Source organism: Klebsiella sp. MPUS7 (genome assembly GCF_009905335.1).
Lineage (GTDB): Bacteria > Pseudomonadota > Gammaproteobacteria > Enterobacterales > Enterobacteriaceae > Klebsiella > Klebsiella grimontii.
In genome coordinates this window covers 4,055,213-4,072,711 of sequence record NZ_CP047604.1, presented here as the reverse complement: position 1 = coordinate 4,072,711, position 17,499 = coordinate 4,055,213, and the positions used below count along the sequence as shown (strand labels likewise).

At 53.5% G+C, this 17,499-nt stretch carries 17 protein-coding genes; 9 read left to right on the top strand and 8 right to left on the bottom strand.

Features of this window, described 5'->3' with window-relative positions:
* Positions 1-77: 77 nt before the first annotated feature.
* Positions 78-1,481, top strand: coding sequence for a chitoporin ChiP (gene chiP, locus GUC22_RS19080; RefSeq protein WP_024358798.1), 1,404 nt, complete (start codon positions 78-80; stop codon positions 1,479-1,481).
* Positions 1,482-1,527: 46 nt separating this feature from the next.
* The gene (gene chiQ / locus GUC22_RS19075) at positions 1,528-1,860 is read left to right on the top strand and encodes a ChiQ/YbfN family lipoprotein (RefSeq protein WP_004134140.1); all 333 of its coding nucleotides are present in this window, start codon (positions 1,528-1,530) and stop codon (positions 1,858-1,860) included.
* A 52-nt stretch (positions 1,861-1,912) separates the two neighbouring features.
* On the opposite strand, the gene GUC22_RS19070 is transcribed toward chiQ, so the two are convergent.
* The 8 genes from GUC22_RS19070 to ybfF form a co-directional block, all read right to left on the bottom strand.
* Positions 1,913-3,208, bottom strand: coding sequence for an MFS transporter (locus GUC22_RS19070; RefSeq protein ID WP_160183721.1), 1,296 nt, complete (start codon positions 3,206-3,208; stop codon positions 1,913-1,915).
* Between the two features lie 52 nt (positions 3,209-3,260).
* Positions 3,261-4,400 carry a tricarballylate utilization 4Fe-4S protein TcuB gene (gene tcuB, locus GUC22_RS19065; RefSeq protein WP_024358796.1) on the bottom strand — a complete coding sequence of 380 codons (1,140 nt, stop codon included), beginning with the start codon at positions 4,398-4,400 and terminating at the stop codon, positions 3,261-3,263.
* Complete coding sequence (gene tcuA / locus GUC22_RS19060; RefSeq protein WP_049088751.1) at positions 4,387-5,790, bottom strand: FAD-dependent tricarballylate dehydrogenase TcuA; 1,404 nt, start codon at positions 5,788-5,790, stop codon at positions 4,387-4,389. The genes tcuB and tcuA overlap by 14 nt, the downstream gene beginning before the upstream one ends.
* A gap of 97 nt (positions 5,791-5,887) precedes the next feature.
* On the bottom strand, positions 5,888-6,814 hold the full coding sequence (gene tcuR / locus GUC22_RS19055; RefSeq protein WP_004134132.1) for a tricarballylate utilization LysR family transcriptional regulator TcuR: 927 nt from the start codon (positions 6,812-6,814) through the stop codon (positions 5,888-5,890).
* A 129-nt stretch (positions 6,815-6,943) separates the two neighbouring features.
* Positions 6,944-7,396, bottom strand: a complete 453-nt coding sequence (fur, locus tag GUC22_RS19050; protein WP_004130476.1) for a ferric iron uptake transcriptional regulator — start codon at positions 7,394-7,396, stop codon at positions 6,944-6,946.
* A gap of 291 nt (positions 7,397-7,687) precedes the next feature.
* Positions 7,688-8,218: a flavodoxin FldA gene (gene fldA / locus GUC22_RS19045; RefSeq protein ID WP_004130478.1), complete on the bottom strand. Its 531-nt coding sequence runs from the start codon at positions 8,216-8,218 to the stop codon at positions 7,688-7,690.
* 149 nt (positions 8,219-8,367) lie between these two features.
* Positions 8,368-8,661 carry a LexA regulated protein gene (gene ybfE / locus GUC22_RS19040; RefSeq protein WP_004130480.1) on the bottom strand — a complete coding sequence of 98 codons (294 nt, stop codon included), beginning with the start codon at positions 8,659-8,661 and terminating at the stop codon, positions 8,368-8,370.
* Positions 8,662-8,794: 133 nt separating this feature from the next.
* On the bottom strand, positions 8,795-9,568 hold the full coding sequence (ybfF, locus tag GUC22_RS19035) for an esterase (RefSeq protein ID WP_154963875.1): 774 nt from the start codon (positions 9,566-9,568) through the stop codon (positions 8,795-8,797).
* A gap of 184 nt (positions 9,569-9,752) precedes the next feature.
* Here ybfF and seqA point away from each other — a divergent pair, with 184 nt between their 5' ends.
* The 7 genes from seqA (at position 9,753) to GUC22_RS19000 (ending at position 17,499) form a co-directional block, all read left to right on the top strand.
* On the top strand, positions 9,753-10,301 hold the full coding sequence (seqA, locus tag GUC22_RS19030; RefSeq protein ID WP_004132642.1) for a replication initiation negative regulator SeqA: 549 nt from the start codon (positions 9,753-9,755) through the stop codon (positions 10,299-10,301).
* 32 nt (positions 10,302-10,333) lie between these two features.
* Positions 10,334-11,974: a phosphoglucomutase (alpha-D-glucose-1,6-bisphosphate-dependent) gene (gene pgm, locus GUC22_RS19025; protein ID WP_004130488.1), complete on the top strand. Its 1,641-nt coding sequence runs from the start codon at positions 10,334-10,336 to the stop codon at positions 11,972-11,974.
* A gap of 56 nt (positions 11,975-12,030) precedes the next feature.
* Complete coding sequence (locus tag GUC22_RS19020) at positions 12,031-12,450, top strand: hypothetical protein (protein WP_049086596.1); 420 nt, start codon at positions 12,031-12,033, stop codon at positions 12,448-12,450.
* A 322-nt stretch (positions 12,451-12,772) separates the two neighbouring features.
* Positions 12,773-13,570, top strand: a complete 798-nt coding sequence (locus tag GUC22_RS19015) for a DeoR/GlpR family DNA-binding transcription regulator (protein WP_160183720.1) — start codon at positions 12,773-12,775, stop codon at positions 13,568-13,570.
* 116 nt (positions 13,571-13,686) lie between these two features.
* Complete coding sequence (locus GUC22_RS19010) at positions 13,687-14,760, top strand: zinc-binding dehydrogenase (RefSeq protein ID WP_160183719.1); 1,074 nt, start codon at positions 13,687-13,689, stop codon at positions 14,758-14,760.
* A gap of 282 nt (positions 14,761-15,042) precedes the next feature.
* Complete coding sequence (locus GUC22_RS19005) at positions 15,043-15,909, top strand: ABC transporter substrate-binding protein (protein WP_014228426.1); 867 nt, start codon at positions 15,043-15,045, stop codon at positions 15,907-15,909.
* A 105-nt stretch (positions 15,910-16,014) separates the two neighbouring features.
* Entirely contained in the window at positions 16,015-17,499 is a 1,485-nt protein-coding gene (locus GUC22_RS19000) for a sugar ABC transporter ATP-binding protein (protein WP_049086600.1), read from the top strand.

Here is a 17,499-nt window from a genome sequence, read left to right as displayed (position 1 = left end):
TTTTTAGCAGTTTTATTTTATTTTTTGCGTGTTGCCCTTTGGTGACCGCACTTTAAAACGTCAAAGAGGATATGCATATGCGTACGTTTAGTGGCAAACGTAGTACGCTGGCGCTGGCTATTGCCGGTGTCACAGCCCTGTCAGGATTTGCAATGGTGCCGGATGCAAAAGCAGAAGGGTTCATTGATGATTCAACGTTAACCGGCGGCATCTATTACTGGCAGCGTGAACGCGACCGTAAAGATGTGACCGACGGCGATAAATATAAAACTAACCTGTCACACTCCACCTGGAACGCCAACCTCGACTTCCAGTCCGGCTATGCCGCCGACATGTTCGGTATTGACGTCGCTGCCTTTACCGCCATCGAAATGGGTGAAAGCAGCGAGAGCGGTCACCCGAACGAAATCGCTTTCTCCTCGCGTAATAAAGGCTACGATGAAGACTATTCCGGCGATAAGAGCGGGATCAGCCTGTATAAAGCAGCCGCGAAATTTAAATTTGGTCCGGCATGGGCGCGCGCGGGCTATATTCAGCCAACCGGCCAAACGCTGCTGGCGCCGCACTGGAGCTTTATGCCCGGTACTTACCAGGGCGCGGAAGCTGGCGCGAACTTTGACTACGGTGATGCGGGCGCGCTGAGTTTCTCCTATATGTGGACAAACGAATATAAAGCGCCGTGGCACATTGAGATGGATGAGTTCTATCAGAACGACAAGAAAACCAAGGTGGATTATCTCCACTCTCTCGGCGCCAAATATGATTTTAAAAACGACCTTGTACTGGAAGCGGCGTTTGGCCAGGCACAGGGTTACATCGACCAGTATTTTGCCAAGGCCAGCTATAAGTTTGATGTCGCCGGCACGCCGTTAACCACCAGCTATCAGTTCTACGGCACCCGCGATAAAGTCAGCAACGGCGGGGCTAACGATATCTATGACGGCACCGCGTGGCTGCAGGCCTTGACCTTTGGCTATAAGGTTGCCGACGTTCTGGATCTGCGTCTGGAAGGCACCTGGGTTAAAGCTGATGGCCAGCAGGGCTACTTCCTGCAGCGTATGACGCCTACCTATGCATCGTCTAACGGGCGACTGGATATCTGGTGGGATAACCGTTCGGACTTCAACGCCAACGGTGAAAAAGCGGTGTTCTTCGGCGCGATGTATGACATGAAGAACTGGAACATGCCGGGCTGGGCCTTCGGCGCATCCTACGTTTATGCCTGGGATGCGAAGCCGGGGAGAATGTCCTCACCTGATGCGTACTACAACCCGGATAAACGTCTGGAAGAGTCCGCTTATAGCCTGGATGCCATGTACACCGTTCAGGAAGGACGCGCGAAGGGCACGCTGTTCAAACTCCACTTTACGCAATACGACAACCACTCCGATATCCCAAGCTGGAGCGGCGGTTACGGCAACATCTTCCAGGATGAGCGCGACGTGAAGTTCATGGTTATCGCTCCGTTCACCATTTTCTGATGCCACTGCGGCGGGGAAAACCCGCCGCAATTTCCCGAGGTTCATGATGAAAAAGTTAATGCTTGTCGCCATTATGGCAGCAGGTCTGGTTGCCTGTACCCAGTCGCCAGCGCCTAAGGAAGACTCAAAGTTAAAAGATGCCTACAGCGCCTGCATCAATAGCGCTGAGGGCAATCCGGATAAAGTGGAAGCCTGTCAGAGCGTACTGAACGTGCTGAAACAGGAGAAACAGCATCAGCAGTTCGCGACCCAGGAAAGCGTGCGGGTTCTGGATTATCAGCAGTGCATCCAGGCGCGCAAAACCGGGAACGATCAGGCTGTAGAGGCGCGCTGCGACCAGATCTGGAAAGAGATCCGCAGCAATAATACACCGCGTTAAGCCAGACGGCGGCAAGCAAACGGGCGGAGCGAAAACTCCGCCCGTTGCTATTTTAGCGGGGTATTTCTGCCGGCCGGTAGCCGCGGCTCAGGCGTACGAAGAGCATTGCGGTAGCGGCCAGGCCGCATAGCGCGGCGCACATCAGCCACCAGCCCGGCGAGCTTTTATCGCCCGTTATCTCTACCAGCGCGGTGGAAATTGCTGGCGTCAGGCCGCCGAAGATCGCGGTGGCGAGGCTAAAGGCCAGTGAAAAGCCGACGGTGCGGACGTAGACCGGCATCACTTCCGTCAGCGCGGCCACCATCGCGCCGTTATACATACCAAAGAAGAACGAGAACCAGAGCAGGACCAGCGTCATGCGGGTGAAATCCGGCGCGGCGGTGAGCCAGTGCATTACCGGCCAGGTAGTGAGCAGCGCCAGCAGGGTAATGCCCATCAGCACCGGTCGACGGCCTATTTTGTCAGAAATTGCCCCGCCGATCGGTAACCAGATAAAGTTGGAGATGCCGACTAGCATGGTCACCAGCAGACTGTCGCGGGCGCTCAGGTGCAGCACGGCTCTGCCGTAGGTCGGGGTATAGACGGTAATGAAGTAAAAAGTTGTCGTGGTCATTGCCACCAGCAAGGTGCCCGCCGAGATGATGCGCCAGTTTTTGACAATTGTGCTCAGGATCTTCCGGGTATCAGGACGATGTTTACGCTGCAGGAAGGCTTCGGTTTCCTGTAACGAACGCCGCAGCACAAAAATCAGCGGAATAATCATACAGCCAATAAAGAAGGGAATGCGCCAGCCCCATTCGGCGATCTGATCGTGGCCGAGCGTTTCATTCAGCGCGTAGCCAATCAGCGCCGCCACAACGATAGCCACCTGCTGGCTGGCGGATTGCCAGCTGGTATAGAATCCCTTGTTCCCCGGCGTGGCGATTTCCGATAAATAGACCGACACGCCGCCGAGCTCGACGCCCGCCGAGAAACCCTGCAACAGCCGCCCGACAACCACCAGGATGGGGGCGAGAATGCCGATAGTCTGATAGCCGGGCACCAGCGCTATCAGAAGCGTCCCGCAGCCCATAATCGCCAGCGTCACCATCAGCCCTTTACGGCGGCCGATTCTGTCGATATAGGCCCCCAACACTATCGCGCCGATAGGGCGCATCAGGAAGCCCGAACCAAAGACGGCGAAGGTGAGCATTAACGCCGCAAACTCGCTTTCCGCCGGAAAGAACGTTCTGGCGATGTAGGTGGCGTAAAAACCAAACAGAAAAAAGTCGAACTGTTCGAGAAAATTACCGCTGGTCACGCGGAGGATGGCGCCAATGGTACCGGCGCGCGATGAGGGTTGCGTCATAGGGTTTGCTCTCCATTGTCTTTATCTTGTTTTTATAGAGGTAAGAGGGGGGCTAGTCGCCTGCGACTGCCGCCTGTTTTCCGCGCCGTTTCTCAATCGCCCACTTGAGTAACGCCGCACAGCGATAAAATCCGTGGGCGAATTTTCCGTAAGGAAGGGTTAAAAACAGCGCCATCACCACGCCGAGATGAATGGCAAGCAGAATGCCCATCCACGAGGTGTCCCGTCCCGCCAGCAGGGCGAGGCCGGTGAAGCTGGTCAGCAGCAGCAGCAGGATAAAGGCGCGATCCATCGGTTTTTGCCGCGGGTCGCCGTGCAGCGGCGAACGACGAAGGTTCAGCCATAGCAGGCCTGCCGGGCCCACCAGCAGGCCGATTCCGCCAAGCGTGCCCAGCAGAACCGGTGCGCTGAAGAACGGGTAGGGAGCTTCCCATCCGGCAAAATAGTGATAGCCCGTGGCCACCAGGGTGGCAGCGAAACAGAGCAGAAAACCATAAAAGGTAAGATGATGGAAACGACGGCGCATCAGGGTAAACGCGTCATCAGCCTCGTTGCAGCCCTTACCGTGGCCGCCGTCGAGATATTTTAAGGTCAGCGCGTTATGCGAGGCTTTGGCGATATCAACGGCGTGGGGATGCCCCGGGGAGATCTCGCGCCAGAAACGGATCACGCCGGCCATCAGTAAGCCCATGGCCAGTACGAAGACCGAACCAAACATCCACGCCAGCAGGTTATGGGGAAAAATCTGGTAGAAATCGCCGGCCAGCGGCGGATGTAGCAGGGAGCCTTTGAGCCCCATCGCCAGCAGCAGAAAGAGGATCAACCCACCGACCAGCGCCAGCGCCGTGGTCACGCCGGCCCGACGATACAGGCTGCCGAAAGCCGCGGGCTGGGCATAATGTTGATAGGTTTCCAGCCGCACTTCCGCCATCGCCTTCGGGACATTAATGGCAAACTCATGCGGCGGCGCGTACTGGCAGGCATGCAGGCAGGCACCGCAGTTATGGCACAGGTTGGCCAGGTAGTTTATATCCGCTTTACCAAAAGCCAGGCGTTGGGTCATGGCCGGAAACACGGCGCAAAACCCTTCGCAATAGCGGCAGGCGTTACAGACCTGCATCACCCGTTCGACCTCCGCTTCCGGCTGGGTGATGATTTGCGCGTCAATGATTAGCTTTTCAAGCGACTTCATGGTGTCTCTCCTGCAGTGCCGCCCTGGCGGCTTGTTGGCCGGCAATGCGGCCGAATGTCGTCCCGATCGACATGCCCACGCCGGCGGTATAGCCTTTGCCCAGCACGTTGCCGGCCATCATTTCACCGGCAACGAACAGGCTTCGGCTGGGCTTGCCCGCAAAATGGACGGCGGCGTGTTCATTGACGTACAGCCCGAGGTAGGTGAAGGTGATCCCCGGTCGTAGGGCATAGCCGTAGTAGGGCGGCGTATCGATGGGCCGCGCCCAGTGGGTTTTCGGCGGCGTCAGGCCGGATGTCGCGCAGTTATCAAGGCGGGTATGATCGAACTTGCCGGGCGCGCAGGCGGCGTTGTAGCGGGCGATGGTTTGCGCCAGGCTTTCTGCGTCCAATCCCAGCTGGCGCGCCAGCTCTTCAATGGTATTGGCCTGGGCGCCGGGGAAAACGGGCGGCATAAAGTGGCCGATCGCTTTGCTGTCGATAATTGAATAGCCGATTTGCCCCGGCTGGTGGGCGACCAGTCTGCCCCAGATGGCATAACGTTTGGGCCAGAAATCTTCCCCTTCGTCATAAAAGCGCCTGGCGTCACGGTTGACGACCACCCCCAGCGACACGCAGTCCACGCGCGTACAGATCCCGCCATCGTAGAGCGGCGCCCTGGCGTCAATGGCGACGCAGTGGGATTGTGAAGGATCGCCAATGATGTCAGCCCCGGCGTCAATCATAAACTTGAGCAGCACGCCCTGGTTGAAGCGGGTGCCGCGGATGAGAAAGTTATCGGCTGGCCATTCACCACGATCGTTCTGTCCCCATGCTTCACGCAGCCACTCGCGGTTAGATTCAAACCCGCCGGCGGCGAGGACGCAGGTTTTGGCGACGATCCTTTCTTCGCCCGCCAGCGCGGCGACGAATTCGCCGTTATCTAATTCGAGCGCCTGTACCGGCGTGTTGTAGCGGATCTTAACGCCCATCTGCTCCGCGCTGCGGTAATAGGCGTTGACCAGGGCTTTACCGCCGCCCATAAAAAAGGCGTTGGTGCGGGCAACGTGCAGGGCGCCGGAGAGCGGCGGCTGAAAGTTAACCCCGTGCTGGCGCATCCAGTCCCGGCATTGCGCTGAAGTGCGGATCACCAGCCGCGCCAGCGCTTCGTTGGTGTTGCCCTCGGTGACGCGCAGCAGGTCCTGCCAGTACTCTTCTTCCGGATAGCTGTCGATTAAAACATCCTGCGGAGCATCGTGCATACAGCGAAGATTCCGCGTGTGCTGAGAGTTTCCGCCTCGCCATTCCCGCGGCGCAGCCTCCAGCAGCAGCACGGACGCGCCGGCTTCCCGGGCGGTTAATGCGGCGCATAGCGCGGCATTGCCGCCGCCAATCACCAGTACATCCACCATTTTTGGCTCCATTACGCTTTGCTTGATTGTTAAATTTGTAATGGAAATGTATTCGTTTTGGCCGTAAGGACGCTATGGCGTATTGCTAAAGGGGGGTTTAGTGCGCGTAAAGGCTGGCGCCGGGCCAGCGGCCTGACTCCACGAGCTGACGCATGACTTTCGCCAGTATCACCCGCGCGGCAAGGCCCGCTGGGGTCAGTTCATCATCGGAAAGGCTGACGAGAAAGTTTGGCCGACTGAGTATCGGATTCTCTACGCCGATCACTCTCAGGGACTCGCCGTCGAGATGGGAAATCGCCGCCCCCGGCTGCAGCGTGGCGCCAAGTCCGTCGCGGACGGCGCGCATCAGCAGGGCCAGACCGTCGATTTCAGCCACCACATCGACGCTCAGGGCGTGCTCCTGGCAGATCGCCTCCAGCCTGCCGCGCAGGCCATGCCCCAGGCTTGGCATTATCAGCGGGATAGCGGCCAGTTGGCCAGGCGAGATGCTCGCTTCGGGAAGGGGGGCCAGCACGTCATGGGTGCCAATCAGAAACAGACGCTCTTCGAGAATCGGCCTGGCGCTCCAGCGCGCAAGCTTCTCCTTCTGGAACACGATAGCTAAATCAAGCTGGCGGGTGTTGATCATGCGTTCCAGATTACCAGAGAGGCTCTCGACCAAATGCAGGCGGACGTCGGCATAGCTTTCGCGCATCGCGTGAATAAAAGGTACCCCCAGTACAGAGGCGGTGCTGGGGGCCATACCGACGCTGACGTGGCCGGAAAGGCGCGCCTCGCGCGCGGCGAGAACCGCATCGTCGGCGTGGCGCAGCGCCAGCTGCGCCTGGGAGTAGAAGGCGAGACCAGCGCTGGTCGGCATTACGCCGCGCGATGTCCGCTGCAGCAGACGGATGGCGAGTTCGTTCTCCAGGCGCGCCATCTGTTGGCTCAGCGCGGAGACGCCGATATTCAGGTCAAGCGCGGCGCGGCCCATACTGCCGGTTTCAATAATGCGCACATAATAGCGTAGCTGGCGAAGCTCCATGTCGACTCTCCGTACACCTCAGGATGCACTGACAGTAAACGTATTGCAGCGCGAGAGAAAGAGGCGGCAAATTCCGGGCAAAAAAAAGCCAACCTTCAGGTTGGCTTTTGGCGGTATACGATGCGGTGATTATTTCTCTGCCGCGTCGTGGGCATGTTCATCTTCGCGGCAGTCGCCTTCCGCACAGTGTCCGTACAGGTACAGGCTGTGGTTGGTCAGACGAATACCGTGCCTTGCGGCAATTTCACGCTGGCGCGCTTCGATGGAATCATCGCTAAATTCGATCACTTTGCCGCAGTCGAGGCAAATCAGGTGATCGTGATGATGCTGCTGCGTCAGTTCAAAAACGGATTTACCGCCTTCAAAATTATGACGGGTGACGATACCGGCGTCGTCGAACTGGTTCAGTACGCGGTAGACGGTGGCCAGGCCAATCTCTTCACCCATATCAATCAGGCGTTTGTATAAGTCTTCCGCACTGACATGATGGTTATCCGGTCCTTGCAGCACTTCCAGGATTTTTAATCTCGGAAGCGTCACTTTCAGGCCAGCTTTCTTTAATGCGGTATTGTTGTCAGTCATGCGGAATCTGTCCTGTTGCTAAACGATCTACTTCCATCAGCGGAAGTAATACAGAGAATCACCCGATGTAATGCGTCTCATTATAGAACTGCCATGGTGAAATGAAAACTGCAAGCATCGGGCCTTGTATGCTGTCAAAAACGAGGCACTCGCTACAAAGTGCTTCACGCGACCCCGTTAAATCAGAGGACATTGTACAGATATGTGATTAAAAGTTAAAAACTTGTAGCTATAACTTTGATTGCTTTTATCTATCAATTCGGCGAAATCTGATGATTTCGCCGTTTAGACTCAGGCATTCTTGATTTCTTCAAGGTGCAGCTCTTCAGAAATCTGTTTTACCCATTTTTCCACGCGTTCGTTAGTCAATTCTGGCTGACGGTCTTCGTCAATGGCCAGGCCAACAAAGTGATCGTCATCGGCCAGGCCTTTAGACGCTTCAAAATGGTAGCCCGCGGTCGGCCAGTGGCCAACGATAGTTGCGCCGCGCGGTTCGATGATGTCGCGGATGGTACCCAGCGCATCGCAGAAGTATTCAGCATAGTCTTCCTGATCGCCACAGCCAAACAGCGCGACTAGTTTGCCGTTGAAATCGATCTCTTCCAGCGTCGGGAAGAAATCGTCCCAGTCGCACTGGGCTTCGCCGTAGTACCAGGTCGGAATGCCGAGCAGCAGGATATCGTGACCTTCCAGATCCTCTTTGCTGCTTTTGGCAATGTCGTGAACATCAGCAACATCTTTACCAAGCTGCTTTTGGATCATTTTTGCAATATTTTCGGTGTTGCCGGTGTCGCTGCCAAAAAAGATGCCGATGATTGCCATGAGTAAAATAACCTCTTGAAACTTAATGATGTGGTAGTGGCGTAATGCCCGCAGATAGGGGCAATGATAGCAGAACAGAGAAGGGCGCGGAAACAGCAATCACGCCCAACTGCACACTCTGCTACATGAAAGCTTATTTTTTGAGGGTTTTAGGCTTTATCCTGGCCGCGCAGGGCCGCCAACTGGCTCATCAGCATCTCTTCGATAAGATCGCTGCGGTTCATATTACGGGCTTCCGCCAGCTCATTAAGCGCATCGACCGCATCGGCATTCAGCTTTAGCTCCACGCGCTTAAGACCGCGACTCTTATCGCGTTTAAGCTGATTGCGTTTGTTGATGCGCAGCTGTTCATCGCGCGAAAGCGGATTGGTTTTCGGTCTACCCGGCCGACGCTCGGTTGCGAACAAATCTAATGTCGTACGGTCCGTTTGTTCTTTTGCCATGATTCAGAGTGACTTCGGGGGAAACAAGCTATCGGGCATAGCCGACGCAGACAGCGCGCCATAATACATCAGGCGACGGGCTGCGCCAACGACCGCGGGCATTAAGCCGCGCGGTCGGGCAGATTTTAGCCAGTCAGGCGGCGATCGAGGTTAAATAACGGCGAATTGCGCGGATCACGGCCTCCGGTTTTTCGGCATGCACCCAGTGACCGGCGCCGGCGATAACGTGCGCGCGCGCCTGGGGAAACTGAGCCAATAGTGCATCACGGTATGCGTCGGTGACGTAGGGGGAGTTACCGCCGGGGATAAACAGCGCCGGATGCGGCCAGGCCGGGACGGCTTGCCAGCCGACGATATTATCGTACTGCTCCCACAGCACCGGTACGTTAAACCGCCACTGGCCGTCCACGAAAGACTTCAGCAGAAACTGAATCACGCCCTCTTCGTTAAGGTGCTGGCGCATGACCGTCGCCGCCTGTTGACGCGTTGCGGCGCCCGCGTCGGTGACGGCGTTGATGGCGGCGAAGATTTCATCATGACGGCGAACGTGATAATCCACCGGGGCGATATCAATGGCGACCAGGCCCGCGATGCGCTCCGGCGCCAGCGCGCTCAGCGCCATCACCGCCTTTCCGCCCATTGAGTGACCAATAAAGGTAGCTTTCTCAATCTGTGATTCATTGAGAGTATCAAGCAGATCCTGGGCCATCGCGGAATAGGTCATTTCCGGCGAGCGCGGCGAAAGACCGTGGTTTCGCATGTCGACCTGTAAAATATCGCGATCGTGAACCAGATCGCGGGCGAGGATCCCAAGGTTATCCAGGCTGCCAAAAAGGCCGTGGACCAGGACGATAGGGGGATTATTGTGCGGATTCTGTGCAGATTGCGCTCGGCTATTTAATTTCATGGCAAAGTTCTTTTTTTCGCTCCGTCGGGTTAGGGTATTATGTTGGACATTCTGCCATCCGGCTGCAAGACCCGGAAGATTTCCGAGTTTTACCGCCATCCTGGTTTGACGCTATCCGCGGTTGGGATTTGACCCTATAATCCCGACAACTTGTATTCAGAAAAAGATATCGCACTGGATTAAGATGAAAACAATTGAAGTTGATGATGAACTCTATAGCTATATTGCCAGCCACACCAAGCATATTGGCGAGAGCGCATCCGACATTTTACGGCGTATGTTGAAGTTTTCCGCCGTTTCCCAGCCTGTCGCGCCGGTAGCGAAAGCCGCTCCGGCCCCTGCGCCAACGCCTGTCGCTGAAGTGAAGCCCGCTAATCCTCTGAAGGATAAAGTCCGCGCGATGCGTGAGCTGCTGTTATCTGATGAGTACGCTGATCAAAAGCGCGCGGTAAACCGTTTCATGCTGGTTCTGACTACCCTCTACTCCTTAGACAGCAAAGCGTTCGCGGAGGCGACCGAGTCCCTCCACGGCCGCACTCGCGTTTATTTCGCTGAGGATGAGCGCACGCTGCAGAAAAACGGTAATCAGACGAAACCTAAGCAGGTTCCGGGCACGCCGTGGTGGGTCATTACAAATACCAATACCGGTCGCAAATGCAGCATGATCGAACATATCATGCAGTCTATGCAGTTCCCTGCGGAATTGATCGAAAAGGTTTGCGGTACGATCTAGTTAATTAACTTTTGCACCAGAAGGATCAGGCAATGGCAATCGATAAGCGCGCGGGTCAACCTGCGCAACAGAGTGATTTGATTAACGTCGCCCAGCTGACTGCCCAGTACTATGTGCTGAAGCCGGAAGTCGGCAACGCGGAACATGCGGTGAAGTTTGGCACCTCCGGTCACCGCGGCAGCGCGGCGCGCCACAACTTCAACGAGCAGCATATTCTGGCGATTGCTCAGGCAATTGCGGAAGACCGCGCGAAGAACGGGATCGCCGGCCCATGCTACGTCGGGAAGGACACTCATGCACTCTCCGAACCGGCCTTCATTTCCGTACTGGAAGTGCTGGCGGCGAACGGCGTTGACGTCATCGTTCAGGAAAACAACGGTTTCACCCCGACGCCGGCGATTTCTAATGCGATTCTGGTGCATAACAAAAAGGGCGGTCCGCTGGCTGACGGTATTGTGATCACGCCGTCCCACAACCCGCCGGAAGACGGTGGTATCAAGTACAATCCGCCAAACGGCGGCCCGGCTGATACCAACGTGACCAAGGTTGTCGAAAATCGCGCCAATGAACTGCTGGCTGCCGGTCTGCAGGGCGTCAAGCGTATTTCTCTTGACGCGGCGCTGGCCTCCGGCCACGTTAAAGAACAGGATCTGGTGCAGCCGTTTATTGAAGGGCTGGCGGATATCGTCGATATGGCGGCGATCCAGAAAGCCGGATTGACCCTCGGCGTCGACCCGCTGGGCGGCTCCGGTATCGAATACTGGAAGCGTATCGCTGAGCATTACAACCTCAATCTGACCATCGTCAACGACCACGTCGATCAGACCTTCCGCTTTATGCATCTCGATAAAGACGGCGCAATCCGTATGGACTGTTCCTCCGAGTGCGCGATGGCGGGCCTGCTGGCGCTGCGCGACAAATTTGACCTGGCCTTCGCGAATGACCCGGATTACGACCGTCACGGTATCGTCACGCCGGCCGGGTTGATGAACCCGAACCACTATCTGGCGGTGGCGATTAACTACCTGTTCCAGCATCGCCCGCAGTGGGGCAAAGATGTCGCTGTGGGTAAAACCCTGGTCTCCTCGGCGATGATTGACCGTGTGGTTAACGACCTCGGCCGTAAGCTGGTGGAAGTGCCGGTCGGCTTTAAGTGGTTTGTTGATGGTCTGTTTGACGGCAGCTTCGGCTTCGGCGGTGAAGAGAGCGCGGGGGCTTCGTTCCTGCGCTTTGACGGCACCCCGTGGTCTACCGACAAAGACGGCATCATCATGTGCCTGCTGGCGGCGGAAATCACCGCGGTCACCGGGAAAAACCCGCAGCAGCACTACGACGAGCTGGCAGAGCGCTTCGGCGCGCCGAGCTACAACCGTCTGCAGGCTTCCGCGACTTCTGCCCAGAAAGCGGCGCTGTCTAAGCTCTCTCCGGAAATGGTCAGCGCCAGCACCCTGGCGGGCGACCCGATTACCGCGCGTCTGACCGCGGCGCCGGGTAACGGGGCGGCGATTGGCGGCCTGAAGGTGATGACCGACAACGGCTGGTTCGCCGCGCGTCCGTCAGGAACCGAAGACGCCTATAAAATCTACTGCGAAAGCTTCCTCGGCGCTGAACATCGTCAGCAGATTGAGAAAGAAGCGGTGGAGATTGTCAGCGAAGTGCTGAAAAACGCGTAATTGACATCATGATAATCAGGCCCTTTTCAGGGCCTGATTTTTTCGCAGGGATAGCGATGAAACTGGAACGAAAAAACGTTTTTTGGTTCTGGGGTGGGATGGATCTGTTCTATCTCCTCCAGTTTATTGTCTGGAATGTCTACCATCAGCGAGTGCCTTTCTACAGCGATATCCTCGCTTATCTACAGCTTGTGCAAAGCTACGGTTCCGCGGCAGCCTGGCTATATCCGCTTAATGCCATATTGATTATCACTATTCCCGTCTCGATGATTCTCTTCTGGCGACACAGTCGCTATGCGCTGTGGCTGGCGTATGCGCAGACGCCGTTGCGTCTGATCTTCATGCTACCTTCGCTTTCGCTGGTGTTCTGGATGCTGCGCGAGATGGAGTTTAAGGGGAGCGCGTTTTATATTGGGTTCCTGCTGGTTTCAGAGGCGGCAAAAGTCGTCACCCTTTGGCGATGTCGCAAAGTTTGACGTTACGTGTTATCAAGACGGCACAGCCTTGCCGGGCATTACGCTGACTGAATCGGGCATAAACGGGTATTATTGCTTTGACCGGGTTTGCCCGTTTTAGTGAATATGCTGCTAAAGCAAACGAACAATGACGGCTAATTCTGCGATTTTAATCACAAATTTATCTCATTCAAAATGAAAGTTACTTGATATATATGATCAGCTTCAAACTAAAAAAAGCTAAAAACTTGTTTTGATTTTGTATGATTTATATCACTTACTGATATGGACGATTTTGTTATATTTATGTCATTAAATCCTGAATGCTTTCTTGAGAACGTCTATGTTACAAGTGAAACGTCATTCATTAATCTTGGAATATGTCGTAGAAAAAGGATGTGCCAGAGTTAATGAGCTCTCACAGATATTTGACGTATCTCCAGAAACCATTCGCCGAGATTTAACCTCGCTGGCGAAAAATAAAAAAATAGTTCGCAGCTTTGGCGGTGCGATGATTTCAGAAAATAATGCATCATTTTTAGATGTGGATAATCCCACAAATAATGGGAATTTTGTCGATAAAGCTGAAGCATTTATTAAGCGAACAAAAGAGCAACCAGAGCGAAAAATGCGCATTGCCAAAAGCGCATTACAGTACATTCATGAGCATGAATGCATTATTATGGATAATAGTAGTTCATGCTGGTTTTTAGCACGGCAGTTGCCCGATATCGAACTGACGGTAATTACCAATTCATTAAATATTATTCAGACATTAGCCTGCCGAAAGAAAATAAGAATTGTCAGCGTGGGTGGCGAGTATTCTGAAAGACACGGCGATTTTCATGGGCCAGTAGCTGAATTTATTATTAATAACTTTAAGGTCAATAAACTGTTCTTTTCTTGCCAGGGCCTTGATTCAGGCCTGGAAATCAAAGATAGCAATGAAGTCAACGTGCGTCTGAAACAAGAAATGCTGAAAGTGGCCGACCAAAAAATTCTGATGGTCGATAGCAGTAAGTTTGAGCGCTATTCATTATATAAAATATGCGACCTGGCAGATATTGATGTTCTTATTACTAATAATCTACCAAAAGATATCTATCGTCAGGAATGCCTTGAAATCGTAGAGACCAGTTAAACTCTCTACGTAATAATATATTTGCATCATCATCTCACGACTCTTGTGCCAGGTGGAGGATAATTGCGTCAGCAATACTATCCATCTTCATTACTTATCCGAAAATGAGGTTTACGATGGAACAATTACCTGAAGCTATGAAAGCTGTTGTGTGCCATGGTCCCCAGGATTATCGCTTTGAAAAGATTACGCGCCCGGTAGCACAAGAAAAAGAAGTGGTTATAAAAGTTGATGGCTGTGGAATATGTGCTGGTGATTGCAAAGCCCAGGACGGCGCACCGATGTTTTGGGGCGATAATCCGTGGGTGAAAACGCCAGTGGTGCCAGGACATGAATTCTATGGCCGGGTTGCTGAATTAGGCCCCGGCTCGGCAGAAAAATATAAATTAAAAATTGGCGACCGTATTCTGGCGGAGCAGATTGTACCTTGTCATGAATGTCGTTTCTGTAAAACCGGCAAATACTGGATGTGCGAAACCCATGATATTTACGGCTTCCAGAAAGATGTCGCCGATGGTGGTATGGCTGAATATATGCGTTTCTCCGAACGCGCGATTATTCATAAAATTCCTGAATCATTGAGTGAAGAAGATGCTGCGCTGATCGAACCTATGGCCTGCGCAATCCACACGGTACGCCGCGGAGATATCGAACTGGATGATGTGGTTGTTATCGCCGGCGCCGGGCCGCTGGGGCTGTGTATGGTGCAGGTCGCTCATCTGAAAACGCCGAAAAAGCTGGTGGTGATCGACACCATGGAAGACCGTCTGGCGCTGGCGAAAGAGTTTGGGGCGGATGTGGTTATCAATGCGGCCAAAGAAGACGCCATTGCCATTGTTAAAGCCATGACTGAAGGCTACGGTTGCGACGTCTACATTGAAGCTACCGGCGCGCCGATTGGCGTTACTCAGGGACTGGAGATGATTCGTAAGCTAGGTCGTTTTGTCGAGTTCAGCGTGTTTGGTAAAGAAACCACCGCCGACTGGTCGATCATTGGCGACCGCAAAGAGCTGGATATTCGCGGTGCGCATCTTGGCCCGTACAGCTATGAAATCGCCATCGATCTCTTTGAGCGCGGCCTGCTGACTGCAAAAGGCGTCGTCACTCATTTCTATTCTATCGATGAGTGGAAAGCGGCGTTTGAAATGGCAAAATCGCTCAATTCTATCAAGGTCGTTATTAAGCCATAAAAACGTAATTCTTAAATAGCGCCATTTATTTTAATTATCATCCGCTTTGAAATGAATGGCGGCTAAATAAATACTGGATTTGTATCATGGTGATAACTGGAGTAAATATCGGTGGTCTGGTGAAGTCTACCGGTCATTAATTTATTGCTCAGGCTATCAGGCAACATTCGTACCATGAAAACGCTAAAGGATAATCTTTATCCTTTAGCGCATAACTCAAAAAGGAGATATTGAATGCCTGTAAAATTGAATACGAAAGCATTACTCTCAGGACTTCTGGCGATGAGTATGGTCGCCTGCGTTAATGCTAAGCCGCTAACTATCGGCATGTCGTTCCAGGAATTGAATAACGAATATTTCGTCACCATGAAAGAGTCGCTTGAGCAGTCGGCAAAAGATATTAACGCCACCGTCTATACAGCGGATGCGGCGCATGATGTCTCCAAGCAGATTAGCGATGTTGAGGATATGCTGCAAAAGAAAATAGATATTTTGCTGATTAACCCGGCTGATAGCGTCGGTGCGGAAACCGCCGTGCTGGCCGCTAAAAAAGCTGGCGTGGTGGTGGTGGCGATAGATGCTCAGGCTAATGGCCCGATAGATTCTTTTGTCGGCTCAAAAAACTATGATGCAGGCTTTATTGCCGGTGAACACTTAGCCAAAGCGCTGGGTGATAAAGGCAACGTAGCGATTCTCGACGGGATTCCGGTAGTGCCTATTCTGGAGCGCGTGCGCGGCTTTGAAGATGCGATGAAAAAGCATCCCAATATTAAAGTGATTACCAAACTGAATGGTAAACAAGAGCGCGATACCTCCATGAGCGTGACGGAAAATATGCTGCAATCCAACCCGACGCTCAACGGTATTTTTAGCGTGAATGATGTTGGCTCACTCGGCGCTCTGGCGGCGATTCAGGCATCAGGACGCGATGTGAAGCTGGTGAGCGTTGATGGTTCCCCGGAAGCAGTCGCTGAAATTGCTAAAGGTAATACGCCGTTTATTGCTACCGCCGCTCAGTTCCCACGCGATCAGCTGCGTATTGGCTTAGGCATTGCCCTGGCGAAACATTGGGGTGCGAATATTCCTAAGGAGATCCCTGTTGATGTGAAGCTTATCGATAAAACCAACGCCAAAGATTTCCACTGGTAATCGCGTTATTACGCCATAGCGGCTCTCGCTAATTCAGGTGAGCCGTGCCGGATTCTTATTAAAGTATGGCTCGCTATTTTATCGAGCCATTATGGAGCGATGTTTATGCCCAGCTTACTGGAAGTTAAAAACGTCAGTAAAAGCTTCCCCGGGGTCAAGGCGCTGGATAATGTTAATATCACCCTTGGCCGAGGGGAGGTGCATGCTTTATTAGGTGAAAACGGCGCGGGTAAATCGACGTTAATGAAAATCCTTTGCGGGATATATCAACCTGACGCCGGTAATATTTTTATTGACGGTAAGCAACAGCATTTTCATAACTATCGTGACGCGATTGCCTGCGGCGTAGGGATTATCTTTCAGGAATTTTCTCTTATTCCCTATCTGAACGCTTATGAGAATATTTTCCTTAATCGCGAAAAGGTAAATAGTTTTGGTCTGTTAGATCGTAAAGCGATGCGCCGCGAGGCGTTGCGGATTTTTAAAGATCTTGGCGTGACCCTCGATCCCGATGAGCAAATTTGCCATCTCAGCGTCGCCGAGCAGCAGTTCGTGGAAATTGCCAAAGCGCTGTCGCTAGATGCGCGAATTCTCATTCTGGATGAACCCACCGCGACCTTAACCCCGAGTGAGGCGGAGCATCTTTTCCGCGTGATGCGCGATTTAAAGGCCAAAGGCGTCGGGATGTTCTTTATCTCTCACCATCTTGAGGAGATATATGAGATCTGTGACAGCCTGAGCATTCTCCGCGACGGCAAATATATCGGGTCGGCAAAGGTCGACAATATCGATATCGCCGAGATGATCCAGATGATGGTCGGCCGTGAAGTGGAGAATATCTATCCCGCACGGCGGACGCTGGCGCATGACGACATACTACTGGAGGCGGAAATTCAGCTTACCGAAACTAGCCAGGTCAATCGACTGACGCTGCGCAAAGGGGAGATCTTAGGCCTCGCCGGGCTGGTGGGATCGGGGCGTTCCGAAGCGATCCTGGCCCTGACCGGCGCGGATAAATGCTTCAAAAAGCGCGTCCGCCTGGCCGGAAAAGAGGTGACGATAAAATCCACCGACCGGGCTCTGCGTCTGGGCATTGGTCTGTTGCCGGAAAGCCGAAAAACGCAGGGGCTGGTGCTTCCTTTTTCGGTCAAAGATAATATCTGGCTTAACAAACACGCCTGCCAGTTCTCGCTTATCCGCGATAACGAAGAGCGCCTGACCGCCGAGCGTTTAATTAATCACGTTGGCGTGAAAACGCCGGATGCTGGAACCGCGGTAGGGACGTTGAGCGGCGGTAACCAGCAGAAAGTCGTTATTTCTCGTTGGTTAAATCATGATGTCAATATTCTTATTTTTGACGAACCGACTCGCGGTATTGATGTCGGAGCGAAATCAGAAATCTATCAAATCATGCGTGACCTCACCGCCCAGGGTATTTCAATAATTATGATTTCATCTGAGCTACCAGAGGTGATTGGCGTTAGCGACAGGGTGATGGTTTTTCGCGACGGTAATATCGTTGCCGAACTCGAGAGCGACCAAATAAATTCCACTGTGATTATGCTGCACGCTGCCGGTAATATTATTTAG

Excerpts from the sequence above, each read along its gene's own strand:
- seqA (WP_004132642.1), top strand. The coding sequence starts at position 9,753 with ATGAAAACAATTGAAGTTGATGATGAACTCTATAGCTATATTGCCAGC.
- fldA (WP_004130478.1), bottom strand. The coding sequence starts at position 8,218 with ATGGCAATCATCGGCATCTTTTTTGGCAGCGACACCGGCAACACCGAA.
- GUC22_RS19005 (WP_014228426.1), top strand. The coding sequence starts at position 15,043 with ATGAGTATGGTCGCCTGCGTTAATGCTAAGCCGCTAACTATCGGCATG.
- GUC22_RS19010 (WP_160183719.1), top strand. The coding sequence starts at position 13,687 with ATGGAACAATTACCTGAAGCTATGAAAGCTGTTGTGTGCCATGGTCCC.
- ybfE (WP_004130480.1), bottom strand. The coding sequence starts at position 8,661 with ATGGCAAAAGAACAAACGGACCGTACGACATTAGATTTGTTCGCAACC.
- ybfF (WP_154963875.1), bottom strand. The coding sequence starts at position 9,568 with ATGAAATTAAATAGCCGAGCGCAATCTGCACAGAATCCGCACAATAAT.
- tcuA (WP_049088751.1), bottom strand. The coding sequence starts at position 5,790 with ATGGTGGATGTACTGGTGATTGGCGGCGGCAATGCCGCGCTATGCGCC.
- fur (WP_004130476.1), bottom strand. The coding sequence starts at position 7,396 with ATGACTGACAACAATACCGCATTAAAGAAAGCTGGCCTGAAAGTGACG.
- GUC22_RS19070 (WP_160183721.1), bottom strand. The coding sequence starts at position 3,208 with ATGACGCAACCCTCATCGCGCGCCGGTACCATTGGCGCCATCCTCCGC.
- tcuB (WP_024358796.1), bottom strand. The coding sequence starts at position 4,400 with ATGAAGTCGCTTGAAAAGCTAATCATTGACGCGCAAATCATCACCCAG.
- chiP (WP_024358798.1), top strand. The coding sequence starts at position 78 with ATGCGTACGTTTAGTGGCAAACGTAGTACGCTGGCGCTGGCTATTGCC.
- GUC22_RS19020 (WP_049086596.1), top strand. The coding sequence starts at position 12,031 with ATGAAACTGGAACGAAAAAACGTTTTTTGGTTCTGGGGTGGGATGGAT.
- pgm (WP_004130488.1), top strand. The coding sequence starts at position 10,334 with ATGGCAATCGATAAGCGCGCGGGTCAACCTGCGCAACAGAGTGATTTG.
- GUC22_RS19015 (WP_160183720.1), top strand. The coding sequence starts at position 12,773 with ATGTTACAAGTGAAACGTCATTCATTAATCTTGGAATATGTCGTAGAA.
- tcuR (WP_004134132.1), bottom strand. The coding sequence starts at position 6,814 with ATGGAGCTTCGCCAGCTACGCTATTATGTGCGCATTATTGAAACCGGC.
- GUC22_RS19000 (WP_049086600.1), top strand. The coding sequence starts at position 16,015 with ATGCCCAGCTTACTGGAAGTTAAAAACGTCAGTAAAAGCTTCCCCGGG.
- chiQ (WP_004134140.1), top strand. The coding sequence starts at position 1,528 with ATGAAAAAGTTAATGCTTGTCGCCATTATGGCAGCAGGTCTGGTTGCC.